Raw genomic sequence first — 13149 nt, forward strand, 5'->3', positions numbered from 1 at the left:
CAGTCGCTTCACCTCGGCTATCAAGCAAGGATTCTGCATGCACGCTGCAAACCCGCGCCGCGGGTATCTTCTAGGCCTCAGCGCTTACATCATCTGGGGTCTGTTCCCCCTGTACTTCAAAGCGATTCAGAGCGTTCCGGCGGTGGAGATCATCGTCCATCGCGTGCTCTGGTCAGCGCTGTTCGGCTCGCTCCTGCTGCTGGTCTGGAAACATCCTGGCTGGTGGCGCGAGCTGCGCGAGAACCCACGACGTCTGGCGATCCTGGCCCTCAGCGGCACGCTGATCGCCGGTAACTGGCTGACCTATGTGTGGGCCGTCAACAACGACCGCATGCTCGAAGCCAGCTTGGGCTACTACATCAACCCGCTGGTCAACGTGCTGCTCGGCATGCTGCTGCTAGGTGAACGCCTGCGCCGCCTGCAGTGGGTCGCGGTGGGCCTGGCGGCCTTGGGGGTGGCGCAGCAGGTGTGGCAGGTGGGAAGCCTGCCATGGGTCTCGCTGGTGCTGGCATTGAGCTTCGGGTTCTATGGCCTGATACGCAAGCAGGCCCCCGTGGCGGCCCTGCCTGGTCTGGTGGTGGAAACCTGGATGCTGGTACCTCTGGCCTTGGGCTGGTTGCTGCTGAACCCCTCGGCCATGAGCGTCCAGGGCGGGTTCTATACCAGTAGCGAGGCGCTGTGGTTGATGGCGGCCGGGCCGGTGACCCTGGTACCACTGGTGTGCTTCAACGCCGCCGCTCGGCACCTGCCCTACACCACACTGGGCTTCCTGCAATACCTGGCACCGACCCTGGTGCTGCTGCAGGCGGTGCTGCTATTCGACGAACATCTGTCCTCCACCAGCCTGGTGGCCTTCGTCTGCATCTGGACAGGTTTGGCGATCTACAGCGTCGACGCCTGGCTCAACCTGCGCAAACGCGCCTGATCAGAAAATGATCAAAACGCTACAGACCACGTTATCCGTGGTCTGTAGCCACATCTCCAGAGGTTATCCACACCCTCGTCCCCGTGCTTTGTGCACAAGCCGCTGAATTCTGTACGTTTTTCGCTCAATCGGCGCGAAGCCTTGCCACACGTGGGCTGGCGGAGTGAACCCCCAGGTTATCCACAGGGCCGTCCCGTTAAATCGGGGGATAACCCTCGTTCAATCTTCAGGCCGCAGCGTCAACTCCACCATCAAGTCGTCTGCCAAGCCCTCCAGCTTGCGCTGCAGGTCTTCCAGCGACAGGGTCAGCGGCAGCGCCAACAGCGCATCGGCATGAAACAACGGTTCGCTGCTCATCGGCGCCGGACGTACCTCGGTGGTGAAGCGCTCGAGGTTGACCCCTTGATCGGCCAGCAGCCGAGTGATGTCACGGACGATGCCCGGCCGGTCGTTGCCGACCAGCTCCATGGCAATGGGCTTCCAGGTGCAGGAAGGCTCTATGCCACTTTCGGCGATCAATACACGGATATCGTACTTGCCCAGCGCCTGCAGCGACTCGACCAGCTCGTCGTAGTTTTCCGCCGGCACCGCCACCCGCAAGATGCCGGCGAACTGACCAGCCATACGCGACATGCGGCTCTCCAACCAGTTGCCACTGTGGTCGGCGATGCACTGGGCGATGCGCTCGACCTGCCCGGCCTTGTCGGGGGCAATCACGGTCAATACCAGATGATCCACAAGCCGTTCCTCTGTGTCGGGCCGCGCGAGGCGACGGAATTCGGGGGGATCGGTTGAGTATAGGCAAGGCGCGGCAACCTGCCGCAGGACAGTCCGAGGGATTAATCGTGTACTGTTTCAAGATTTATCTGGAACAATCCACAAGTTTTTTGCGAACATACCCACTCCCAGCGTGACCCAACGCGACCAAACGGTCGCACAACGACGCTTTTAGTCTGGTATTCCCCTGCCTGCTGCTTCATGTAGTATGCGACGGCGTGGACTACAAAACGTCGTTCGATGTTGTAGAGAAGCGCTACAGGCTTAATACACGTAGAGCGAATAGCTGAGCAGAGTGAGGCAAGCAATGACTGGATACGTTCAAGTCGGTGGCCTTCAGGTCGCCAAGGTCCTGTACGACTTCGTCAACGACGAAGCCATTCCGGGGACCGGCATCGTCGCCGAGCAGTTCTGGGCCGGTGCAGAAAAGATCATCAACGACCTCGCTCCAAAGAACAAAGCCCTGCTCGCCAAACGCGACGAGCTGCAAGCCAAGATCGACGCCTGGCACCAGGCGCGCCAAGGTCAGGCCCACGACGCCTCGGCCTACAAAAGCTTCCTCCAGGAAATCGGCTACTTGCTGCCACAAGCCGATGACTTCCAGGCCACCACGCAGAACGTGGATGAAGAAATCGCCCTGATGGCCGGCCCGCAACTGGTGGTGCCGGTGATGAACGCCCGCTTCGCCCTCAACGCTGCCAATGCCCGCTGGGGTTCGCTCTACGATGCCCTGTATGGCACCGATGCCATCAGCGACGAAGGCGGCGCCGAGCGCGGCCAAGGCTACAACAAGGTTCGCGGCGACAAGGTCATCGCCTTCGCCCGCGCCTTCCTCGATGAAGCCGCCCCATTGGCAGCCGGCTCGCACGTCGATTCCACCGGTTATCGCATCGAGGCGGGCAAACTGGTCGTTACCCTCAAGGGCGGCAGCAACACCGGCCTGCGTGACGACGCGCAGTTGATCGGCTTCCATGGCGATGCCGCTGCGCCGACCGCCGTGCTGCTCAAGCACAATGGCCTGCACTTCGAGATCCAGGTCGACGCCAGCACCCCGGTGGGCAGCACCGATGCCGCCGGCGTGAAGGACATCCTGATGGAGTCGGCACTGACCACCATCATGGATTGCGAAGACTCGGTCGCCGCCGTCGACGCCGATGACAAGGTCATCGTCTACCGCAACTGGCTGGGCCTGATGAAAGGCGACCTGGCCGAGCAGGTGAGCAAGGGTGGCAAGACCTTCACCCGCACCATGAACCCGGATCGCGAGTACGCCACCCCCAACGGTGGTAGCGTCACCTTGCATGGCCGCTCGCTGCTGTTCGTGCGCAACGTCGGCCATCTGATGACCAACCCGGCGATCCTCGACGCCCAAGGCAACGAGATCCCAGAGGGTATCCAGGACGGCCTGTTCACCAACCTGATCGCTCTGCACAACCTCAACGGCAACACCACCCGCAAGAACACCCGCAGCGGCAGCGTGTACATCGTCAAACCGAAGATGCACGGCCCGGAAGAAGTGGCATTCGCCGCCGAAATCTTCAGCCGCGTCGAAGACCTGCTGGGCATGCCGCGCAACACCGTCAAGGTCGGCATCATGGACGAGGAGCGCCGTACCACGGTCAACCTCAAGGCCTGCATCAAGGCCGCGGCCGAGCGCGTGGCGTTCATCAACACCGGTTTCCTCGACCGTACCGGTGACGAAATCCACACCTCGATGGAAGCAGGCGCCGTGGTGCGCAAGGGCGCCATGAAGAACGAGAAGTGGATCGGGGCCTACGAGAACAACAACGTCGATATCGGCCTCGCCACGGGCCTGCAAGGCCGGGCCCAGATCGGCAAGGGCATGTGGGCGATGCCCGACTTGATGGCGGCCATGCTCGAGCAGAAGATCGCTCACCCGCTGGCCGGTGCGAACACCGCCTGGGTACCATCGCCGACCGCTGCCACCCTGCACGCGCTGCACTACCACAAGGTCGACGTGCAGGCGCGTCAGCGCGAACTGGCCAGCCGCACCCCGGCCTCGGTCGACGACATCCTGGCCATCCCGCTGGCGCCCGATACCAACTGGTCGGCCGAGGAGATCCGCAACGAGGTGGATAACAATGCCCAGGGCATCCTTGGCTACGTGGTGCGCTGGATCGACCAAGGCGTGGGTTGCTCGAAGGTGCCGGACATCAACGATGTCGGCCTGATGGAAGATCGCGCCACCCTGCGTATCTCGGCCCAACTGCTGGCCAACTGGCTGCGCCATGGTGTGATCAGCCAGGAACAGGTGCTGGAGAGCCTCAAGCGCATGGCGGCGGTGGTCGACAAGCAGAACGCCGGCGACGCCCTGTACCGGCCGATGGCACCGAACTTTGATGACAACGTCGCGTTCCAGGCGGCGGTCGAACTGGTGCTCGAAGGTACCAAGCAGCCCAACGGCTACACCGAGCCAGTACTGCATCGCCGTCGTCGCGAATTCAAATCGCGTAACGGGTTGTAATACTTCTGCGACAAGGGGTCGCTTCGCGACCCCTCTCTCGGGATCACGTAAGTTTCAATTCCTTCTGCACAAGCCCTAGCAATTTCCCCAGATCCACCGGCTTGAGCAAGAAATCCACCACCCCCAGGTGCATCACATCCACCGCCTCGCTCACATCGGTGTCGCCCGACACCACGATGATCGACAACGCCGCCCGCTCCGACTCACGAATCTGCCGGATCAATTCCAAGCCATCATCGGGCGCCATGCGCAGGTCGGTGATCATCAGCGCAATGCGCGGTTCGTAGTGCAACTTGAACATCGCTTCCTGCGCGCCATCTGCGGTCATGCAGTCGATGCCCCTGCTTTTCAGGTAAAGGCACAGCGCCTCGGCGTTCACCGGGTTGTCGTCCACCACCAGCACCACTGGCTTGGGAGCGACCGGCGCGCTTACCACTGCCAGTGCCTCGCGCTCGGCGTCACTCAGGATGTCGTCATGCTCAGCCATGCTGTTCTCGTCAAAAAAATCCCACTCTGGGGTTAAGACCACAACACGCGGCTAAAGCCGTTCGCCTTTCGTCGGATCTCTGACAGTCGCGTCCATAGACTTACGTCCAATGGGCACCACTGCGCCGCCGGCAGACCATGGAGGTCGAAAACAACAAGGCCGCACCTATATATAGATATATATATAGTTCGGCGTAGCGATACGGTCGGTTTCATGAGCAAAAAGGACGCCTATAGCCAGGCGGGCAGGACCGCAGTACTGCAGAACATCCAAGGCACCCTGCAGTTCCTGCAACGCTTCCCCCCGTTCAACCAGATGGAGCACAACCATCTGGCCTACCTGGTTGAACAGTGCCAGCTGCGCTTCTACGCCAGCGGCGAGAGCATCATCAGGCCCGCCGACGGGCCGGTGGAGCACTTCTACATCGTCAAGCAGGGCCGCGTCGTGGGCGAGCGCCAGCACTTGGTCAAGCCGGGGATGGAAACCACCTTCGAGATCACCAGTGGCGAATGCTTCCCGCTGGCTGCGCTGCTGGGCGAGCGTGCTACCCGTACCGAACACCTGGCCGGTGAGGACACGTTTTGCCTGCAGTTGAACAAATCAGCTTTCATCCACGTATTCTCGTTGTCGGCGGCGTTTCGCGACTTCGCCCTCCGCGGTGTCAGCAGCCTGCTCGACCAAGTCAACCAGCAGGTGCGTCAGCGCGCCGTCGAAACCCTCGGCACCCAGTACTCGCTGAACACGCCATTGGGTGAACTGGCCATGCGCCATCCGGTGGCCTGCAGTCCGGACACCCCCCTGCGCGAAGCCGTGCGGTTGATGCACGAGCAGCAGGTCGGCAGCATCGTCATCGTCGACCGACAACGCTTCCCGCTGGGAATCTTCACCCTGCGCGATCTGCGCCAGGTGGTGGCGTCCGCCGATGCCGACCTGGGCGCGCCCATCGACCGCCACATGACCGCCAAGCCGTTCTTCCTCAGTCCCCACGCCAGCGCCTTCGACGCCGCCATGGCGATGACCGAGCGGCATATCGCCCACGTCTGCCTGGTGGAAAACCAGCGTCTGTGCGGCGTGGTCTCCGAGCGCGACCTGTTCTCGCTGCAGCGGGTCGACCTGGTGCACCTGGCACGCACCATCCGCCATGCCCCCCGCCTGGAGACATTGGTATCGCTGCGCGGCGAGATCGGCCAGTTGGTCGAACGCATGCTGGCCCATGGCGCTTCTTCCACGCAAATCACCCAGATCATCACCCTGCTCAACGACCACACGGTCTGCCGGGTGATCGAGTTGGCTTTGGCCGAGCGTGGCGACCCCGGCGTACCGTTCACCTGGCTGTGTTTCGGCAGCGAAGGCCGCCGCGAGCAGACCCTGCACACCGATCAGGACAACGGCATCCTGTTCGAGGCCCAGGACAGTCAGCAAGCCGAGGCCATTCGTGCCCGCCTGCTGCCGTTGGCGCAGTACATCAACCAATCCCTGGCGCAGTGTGGCTTCACCCTGTGCAAGGGCAACGTCATGGCTGGCAATCCCGACCTGTGCCTGTCGCGCAGCGAATGGGCACGGCGCTTCGCCGGCTTCATCCGCGAGGCCAGCCCGGAAAACCTGCTCGGTTCGAGCATCTATTTCGACCTGCGGGTGGTCTGGGGCGACGAACAGGGTTGCGAACAGCTGCGCCAGAGTCTGTTGCAGCAAGTCGCCGACAATCGGCTGTTCCAGCGGATGATGGCGGAAAATGCTTTGCGCCAGCGCCCTCCGGTCGGCCGCCTGCGTGATTTCGTCCTGACGCGCCAGGGCAATGACAAGACCGCCACCCTCGATCTCAAGGTGCAGGGCCTGACGCCCTTCGTCGATGGCGCCAGGCTGCTGGCCCTGGCCAACGGCATTGGCGCCTGCAATACCCTCGAACGCCTGCGCCAACTGGTCGCCAACGGGGTGATCGATGGCCTCGATGGCGCCGCCTACGAAGAGGCCTACCACTTCATCCAGCAGACGCGCATGCAGCAACACCAGCGCCAGACGCGCGACAACCTGCCGTACTCCAACCGCCTCGATCCCGACAGCCTCAACCACCTGGACCGGCGCATCCTGCGGGAATCCCTGCGCCAGGCCCAGCGCCTGCAGAGCAACCTGGCACTGCGGTACCAGCTATGAACCTGTTCGCCTGGCTACGCCCCAGCACACCGGCTCTGGGCTTGTCCCTACGTCAGCGCCTGGAGCGGTTGCCCAAACCGGCGCCGCTGGGCGTCTGCTCGCTGCGCGAACAGCGCTGGGTGGTGCTCGACCTGGAGACCAGCGGCCTCAACCCGCATCGCGATCAGGTGCTGTCGATCGGCGCCGTGGCCATCGCCGACGGCGCCATAGACTTTGCCCAGCAGTTCGAGCGGACCTTGCACCGCCCGAGCCAGAAAGCCAACGCCAGCACGCTGATCCACGGCCTCGGCCCGAGTGCACTGGCCGCTGGCTGCGACCCGGCCGAAGCGCTGCTCGATCTGCTCGAATTCATCGGCGACAGCCCACTGCTGGCCTTCCATGCCGGGTTCGATCAGCGCATGTTGGCCCGGGCTTTGAAGCAAAGCCTGGGTTGGCGGTTGCAGCAACCCTGGTTCGACGTTGCCGAGCTGGCACCGATGCTCAACCCCGACACGGTGCTGCGCGAGGCCAGCCTGGACGCCTGGGTGGCGCGCTTCGGTCTCCAGGTGGATGATCGCCACCATGCCAGCGCCGATGCCCAGGTCACCGCCGAGCTGGCCCTGATCCTGTTCAGCCAGGCGCGCCGCCAGCAGCTCGACAGCCCCTTGCAACTGGAGCAGCGGTTGCGTGGGTGGCGACGGCGTAAGGTCCAAGGGCATGGGTTATAGGGGGGCACGGTTCAGGGATGGCCGCGCTCGATCTCGACCGCACCACAACCCTCAAGACATCCCCCACCCCACTCCATTCAGACAAGCGTCCATTGCACCCGCCCCCCGCCTCTGCAACAATCGCGAATAATTATCGTTAGTTAATGCATTCGTTCCGGGGGGACGCTGCGTGTCTTCTGCCCACAGCCCACATGCCGAACTGGTCGGCTCGCTGTACCGCGACCATCGCGGCTGGCTGCTCGCCTGGCTGCAACGCAGCCTGGCCTGCCGCCAACGTGCCGAAGACCTCAGCCAGGATACCTTCGTCCGCCTGCTCGGCCGCGACCAGTTGGACGCCCCACGCGAACCCCGTGCCTTCCTCGCCGCCGTGGCCAAGGGGCTACTGTTCGACCACTTCCGTCGCAGCGCGCTGGAACAGGCCTACCTGACTGAATTGGCGCGCCTGCCCGAAGCCGAGCATCCTTCTCCCGAACAACAGCAACTGATCCTCGAAGACCTCAAGGCCATCGATCGCCTGCTCGGCAAGCTGTCCAGCAAGGCCCGCGCGGCGTTTTTGCACAATCGTCTGGATGGCATGGGCCAAGCCGAGATCGCCGAGCGCCTGGGCGTTTCGGTATCGCGCGTGCGTCAGTACATCGCCCAAGGCATGCGCCAGTGCTACGTGGCGCTCTATGGGGAGCCGACGTGAACGGCGCACCGGTATCGGCCAGGGTCCTCGAAGCCGCCATCGCCTGGAAGATGAACCTTGAAGAGGGCTACGGCGGCTCCGACCAACGCGGCGAATTCATGCGCTGGCACGCCGCCAGCGAAGAGCATGCCCGCGCCTGGCGCCAACTGGGTGCCCTCGACCAGCGCGTCAGCGCCGCTGCCGGTCCGGCACGCCAGGCCTTGCAACAATCGCGGGTGGGGTTGCGCCGCCGTGTCGGCAAGGTCGGTGGCGGGCTGGCCGGCATGTTCCTGCTCGGCTCGCTGCTGGCCTGGCTCGGCGCTCCCTCGCTGTCGCCCAGCTATTGGCTGGCCGACCAGCGCACCGCCACCGGCGAACTGCGCACCTTGCGTCTGGAAGACGGTACCCTGCTGAGTCTGAACAGCCACACCGCCGTGGACATCGACTACGCCGGCGAGCAACGGGTACTCGTCCTGCACCAGGGCGAAATCTCGGTAGAGACCGGCCATGCCGATCCTCGCCCGCTGCTGGTGCGCACCGACGACGGCCGCCTGCGCCCGTTGGGCACACGTTTCCTGGTACGCCGCGAAGACCAGGGCACGCGCCTGGAAGTGCTGCAATCGTCGGTCGCGGCGATGCCGCGCAACAGCGGCGACGAGCGCGTAGTGCAGGCCGGTCAGCAGGTGCTGATGAATGCCAATGGCCTCGGCGAAACCAGCCAGGTTGCCACCGGTGCAGACGCCTGGACCCGTGGCATGCTGGTAGTGGACAACGTGCGCCTGGGCGATTTGCTGGCGCGACTGGGCCAGTACCGCAGGGGCCACCTTGGGGTCGCCGACGAGGTCGCCGACCTGCGCGTGACCGGCAGCTTCCCCCTGACCAACACCGACCTGGCCCTGGCTTCGCTGGTGCCGGCGCTGCCGGTGAAGATCGAACAGCACACACCGTGGTGGGTCACGGTAGTCCCCAAATAAGCAAGCCTGCTTGCCCTGGCAGGAAGCACCTCGCCGGCGACGTGGCTGGCGCAGGCAAACCACTAATCTGAATTGTTCTCACTTTTTTTCGTATACCCCTGTCACTTTTCGAATCTCGCTCGGCAAGGAAGCAACTAGCACTTATCCGTCGAGGAGCCGTTGCATGTCCCACGCTGTTGATCGTTTGCTTCGCCCTAGCCTCTTGGCCTTGGCCATCGGTTTAGCTAACCCGCTTGCCGCTGCCGCGGTATTCGCTGCCGAACCGTCCACGGCGCAGCGCTACGACCTGCCAAGCGCACCGTTGGCCAGCACGTTGAACCAGATCGCCAGCCAGTCGGGTATCGCCCTGGCTATCGATCCGGCACTGGTCAGCGGGCTAACCTCGGCCCCAGTCAATGGCCAGTACGACGGCGTAGGCGCTCTGGGCGCGGCCCTGCGCGGCACCGGGCTACAGCTGCAGCTGAGCAATGCGGGCAGCTATAGCCTGGTGGCGGTGCCCGATGGCGCCTTGGCCCTGCCGGAAACCGCGATCAATGCCGACGCGGCCTACGAAACGGCCTGGGGCCCGGTCGAAGGCTACGTCGCCAAGCGCACTGCTGCTGGCACCAAGACCGACACCGCCCTGGTCGAAGTCCCCCGTTCGATCTCGGTGGCCACCCGTGAGCAGATGAGCGACCGGGGTGTGCATAGCCTCGACGATGCCGTGCGCTACATGCCGGGGATCGTCTCCGCCAGCTTCGGCAGCGACACCCGCTATGACTGGATGCGCGTACGCGGCTTCGAGCCGACCCATTATCTCGACGGCCTGCCGTTGCCCCGCGGCGTCTATGCCAACCCCAAGCCCGAGACCTGGAACCTCGACCGCCTGGCCCTGTTGCGCGGCCCGGCTTCCTCGCTCTACGGCCAGACCCCACCGGGCGGTCTGCTGGACATGGTCAGCCGTCGCCCCCAGGCCGAAAGCGCCCATGAAATCCAGCTGCAGTACGGCAGTGACAATCACCGCCAGATCAACTTCGCCAGCACCGGCAAGATCGATGATCAAGGCCAGTTCCTGTATGGCGTGAGTGGCGTGATCCGCGATGGCGGCACGCAAATCGACCACATCGACGACAAGCGCTACAACATTGCGCCAAGCCTGACCTGGAACATCGACGACGACACCTCGCTGACCCTGCTGACCCAGTTCACCCGCGACGATACCGGCGCTACCAGCCAGTTTCGACCTATCCAGGGCACCAAGATCGACATGCCCTTCGGCAAGATCTCCCGCCACAAGAACCTGGGCGATCCGGACTACGAGTTCTACGACCGTACCTACTATGCGTTGGGTTATGCCTTCGAACACCGATTCAATGACGTCTGGCAGTTCCGCCAGAATCTGCGCTACACCAAGTCGGACCTGGCGTTCCAGACCATCACCCCCGGCAGCTACAACCCGATCACCCCGCCGGTGCAGGACGATGGCACCGTCAGCCGTTTGTCCACCAACACCGATGAAGACATCAGCCAGTTTGCCGTGGACAACAACTTCCAGGCCGACTTCGCCACCGGTGACGTTACCCATACACTCCTGATCGGCCTGGACCACCAGCGCATCAATACCAACTACCTGTCGATCTTCGACTTCACGGTGCCGCCGAGCAACGTCAACGACCCGGTCTATGGCTTGCCGATCAGCCGACCGGATCGCGCCGACGCCTTCTATGACTACAACCAGAAGACCCGCCAGACCGGCGTCTACATCCAGGACCAGATGGCGCTGGGCAACTGGCGCCTGACCTTGGGTGGGCGTGAGGACTGGGTGCACACCGGCACCAAGTTCTTCAACGACAACGACGCCACCAACACTGAGCGTGACAAGAAGTTCAGCGCTAACGCGGCCATCAGCTACGTGTTCGACTCCGGTCTGGTACCGTACCTTTCGTATGCCGAGTCGTTCCAACCGACCCTCAATGCAACCGCCTCGGCAACCCAATCGTTCAAGCCTACCGAGGGCGAACAGTGGGAGCTGGGTATCAAGTACCAGCCACCTGGCTCCAACACGCTGCTCTCGGCAGCGATCTATGACCTGACCCAGAAGAACGTTTCGGTCACCAACAACGTCGGCGGCGTGACAATCACCAGCCAGACCGGCGAAGTGAAAGTGCACGGCCTGGAGTTGGAGGCCGTGTCCGATGTCACCGACAACCTGAAGCTGATCGCCGCCTATACCTTGGCCAAGTCCGAAGTGCAGGATGGCCTGTACAAAGGCAACCGCCTGCAACTGATGCCCAACCAACAGGCCTCGCTGTGGGCCGACTACACGTGGCACAGCGGCTGGCTCGACGGCTTCGGCATCGGCGGCGGTGCGCGCTATACCGGCAACACCTACGGCGACCAGGCCAACACCTACCTGGGGAAGGCCAATGCCTACACCGTGTTCGACGCATCCGTGCACTATGACCTGGGGCGTCTGGATAACAGCCTGAAGGGTGCCTCGGTGGCGGTCAACGCCACCAACCTGTTCGACAAGGAATACCTTTCGACCTGTGACGCTTTCTACTGCTACTACGGCGATGCGCGCAGCGTCGTGGCCAGCGCCACCTACAAGTTCTGACTGAGCACGGGCCGCTGTGCGGCCCAGGCTTCCGACAGACAAGCAACGGAACTCTGATGAAAAGCCCAACCATCCGCCGCTGGTCGCAGGTCCACACGTGGAGCAGCCTGGTCTGCACCGCGTTCCTGCTCCTGCTGGCGCTCACCGGCTTGCCGCTGATCTTCCACCACGAACTCGAACACCTGCTCGGCGACGCTCCTGAACTGCGCGAAATGCCCGCTGGCACGCCGCACCTCGACCTGCAACAACTGGTGCTCAAAGCCGAGCAGCACCGCCCAGGCGAAGTGATGCAATACTTCGGCTACGACGAGGACGAACGCAACGGTGTGATCGCCATCACCGCAGCCACCGCCGGCACCGAACCCAATTCGTCGCACACCTTCATGCTCGATGCCCGTACCGGAGAAGCCGTGGCCATGCCTGCCGCCAATGGCGGCTTCATGATGATCATGCTGCGCCTGCACGTGGACATGTTCGCCGGCCTGCCCGGCAAACTATTGTTGGCGTTCATGGGCCTGTTGTTCGTGGTCGCCATCGTTTCCGGAACGGTGCTCTACGCCCCGTTCATGCGCCGCCTGGACTTCGCCACGGTACGTAACGACAAATCGACGCGCCTGCGCTGGCTCGACCTGCACAACCTGATCGGCGTGGTGACCTTGGCCTGGGCCCTGACCGTAGGCGTCACCGGCGTGATCAGCGCGCTATCGGACCTGGTCATCGCCGCCTGGCGCAACGACAGCCTGGCCGCGATGGTCGCGCCCTACCGTGACGCCCCCCCGCTCACCGAACGGGCCCCGGCGACACGGCTACTGGACATCGCCGAACAGGCCGCCCCCGGCATGCGCCCGGACTTCATCGCCTTCCCCGGCACACGCTTTTCCAGCGAGCACCACTATGCCGTGTTCATGAAAGGCGCCACGCACCTGACCTCGCATTTGCTCACCCCGGTGCTGATCGATGCGCGCACCCTGGCGGTCACCGCCGTCGGCGATCGGCCCTGGTACATGGATGCCATGGGGCTGTCACAGCCTCTGCACTTCGGTGACTACGGCGGGCGACCGATGCAGATTCTCTGGGCCGTGCTCGATGTGCTGACCATCATCGTGCTCGGCAGTGGCCTGTACCTGTGGTGGGGCAAGCAACGCAAGGTCCGGGAGGTGCGCCCATGAGCCACCGGTCACGCGCTACCTGGCGCATCTTCCTCTGGCCGTGCGCGATCGCGGCGCTCGGCGCGGCGGGACTGTTCGCCGCGCTGCTCGGCGACGGGCTCTGGGACGCGCTCGCCTGGCTGGGCCTGGGCATACCCGCCATACTCGGCCTGCGCGGGCTGTACCGCAGGTGAGGTAACCCGCTGCCACACCGAGGCCTGCCGTAACGACC

Annotated in this window: 11 protein-coding genes; 9 read left to right on the plus strand and 2 right to left on the minus strand. The window is 63.6% G+C overall.

Annotation, left to right across the window (positions count from 1 at the left end):
- The first annotated feature begins 37 nt into the window (after positions 1 to 37).
- On the plus strand, positions 38 to 925 hold the full coding sequence (rarD, locus tag KY379_RS05095) for an EamA family transporter RarD (RefSeq protein ID WP_261239356.1): 888 nt from the start codon (positions 38 to 40) through the stop codon (positions 923 to 925).
- A gap of 219 nt (positions 926 to 1144) precedes the next feature.
- Here rarD and KY379_RS05100 read toward each other — a convergent pair whose 3' ends face one another.
- Positions 1145 to 1663, minus strand: a complete 519-nt coding sequence (locus KY379_RS05100) for a glycine cleavage system protein R (RefSeq protein WP_133327374.1) — start codon at positions 1661 to 1663, stop codon at positions 1145 to 1147.
- 346 nt (positions 1664 to 2009) lie between these two features.
- On the opposite strand from KY379_RS05100, the gene KY379_RS05105 reads away from it, so the two are divergent.
- Positions 2010 to 4187, plus strand: a complete 2178-nt coding sequence (locus KY379_RS05105) for a malate synthase G (RefSeq protein WP_261239357.1) — start codon at positions 2010 to 2012, stop codon at positions 4185 to 4187.
- A 43-nt stretch (positions 4188 to 4230) separates the two neighbouring features.
- On the opposite strand, the gene KY379_RS05110 is transcribed toward KY379_RS05105, so the two are convergent.
- On the minus strand, positions 4231 to 4674 hold the full coding sequence (locus tag KY379_RS05110; RefSeq protein WP_133327378.1) for a response regulator: 444 nt from the start codon (positions 4672 to 4674) through the stop codon (positions 4231 to 4233).
- A 213-nt stretch (positions 4675 to 4887) separates the two neighbouring features.
- Here KY379_RS05110 and KY379_RS05115 point away from each other — a divergent pair, with 213 nt between their 5' ends.
- The 7 genes from KY379_RS05115 to KY379_RS05145 all read left to right on the plus strand — a co-directional run bounded on the left by KY379_RS05115 (position 4888) and on the right by KY379_RS05145 (position 13111).
- Complete coding sequence (locus KY379_RS05115; RefSeq protein ID WP_133327380.1) at positions 4888 to 6825, plus strand: DUF294 nucleotidyltransferase-like domain-containing protein; 1938 nt, start codon at positions 4888 to 4890, stop codon at positions 6823 to 6825.
- Positions 6822 to 7532, plus strand: a complete 711-nt coding sequence (locus KY379_RS05120) for a PolC-type DNA polymerase III (protein WP_261239359.1) — start codon at positions 6822 to 6824, stop codon at positions 7530 to 7532. Before KY379_RS05115 ends, KY379_RS05120 begins: the two co-directional genes overlap by 4 nt.
- Before the next feature lie 169 nt (positions 7533 to 7701).
- Entirely contained in the window at positions 7702 to 8220 is a 519-nt protein-coding gene (locus tag KY379_RS05125; RefSeq protein WP_261239361.1) for an RNA polymerase sigma factor, read from the plus strand.
- Positions 8217 to 9173, plus strand: a complete 957-nt coding sequence (locus tag KY379_RS05130; protein WP_133327386.1) for a FecR domain-containing protein — start codon at positions 8217 to 8219, stop codon at positions 9171 to 9173. The genes KY379_RS05125 and KY379_RS05130 overlap by 4 nt, the downstream gene beginning before the upstream one ends.
- Positions 9174 to 9336: 163 nt before the next feature.
- The gene (locus KY379_RS05135) at positions 9337 to 11769 is read left to right on the plus strand and encodes a TonB-dependent siderophore receptor (protein ID WP_261239362.1); all 2433 of its coding nucleotides are present in this window, start codon (positions 9337 to 9339) and stop codon (positions 11767 to 11769) included.
- 56 nt (positions 11770 to 11825) lie between these two features.
- A complete protein-coding gene (locus KY379_RS05140) occupies positions 11826 to 12938 on the plus strand; it encodes a PepSY-associated TM helix domain-containing protein (protein ID WP_133327390.1) in 1113 nt (370 codons plus the stop codon).
- Positions 12935 to 13111, plus strand: a complete 177-nt coding sequence (locus KY379_RS05145; RefSeq protein WP_165976054.1) for a hypothetical protein — start codon at positions 12935 to 12937, stop codon at positions 13109 to 13111. Before KY379_RS05140 ends, KY379_RS05145 begins: the two co-directional genes overlap by 4 nt.
- Positions 13112 to 13149 lie beyond the last annotated feature (38 nt).

Origin of the sequence: Pseudomonas sp. HD6422 (assembly GCF_025377065.1) — a bacterium.
GTDB classification, from domain to species: domain Bacteria; phylum Pseudomonadota; class Gammaproteobacteria; order Pseudomonadales; family Pseudomonadaceae; genus Aquipseudomonas; species Aquipseudomonas putida_U.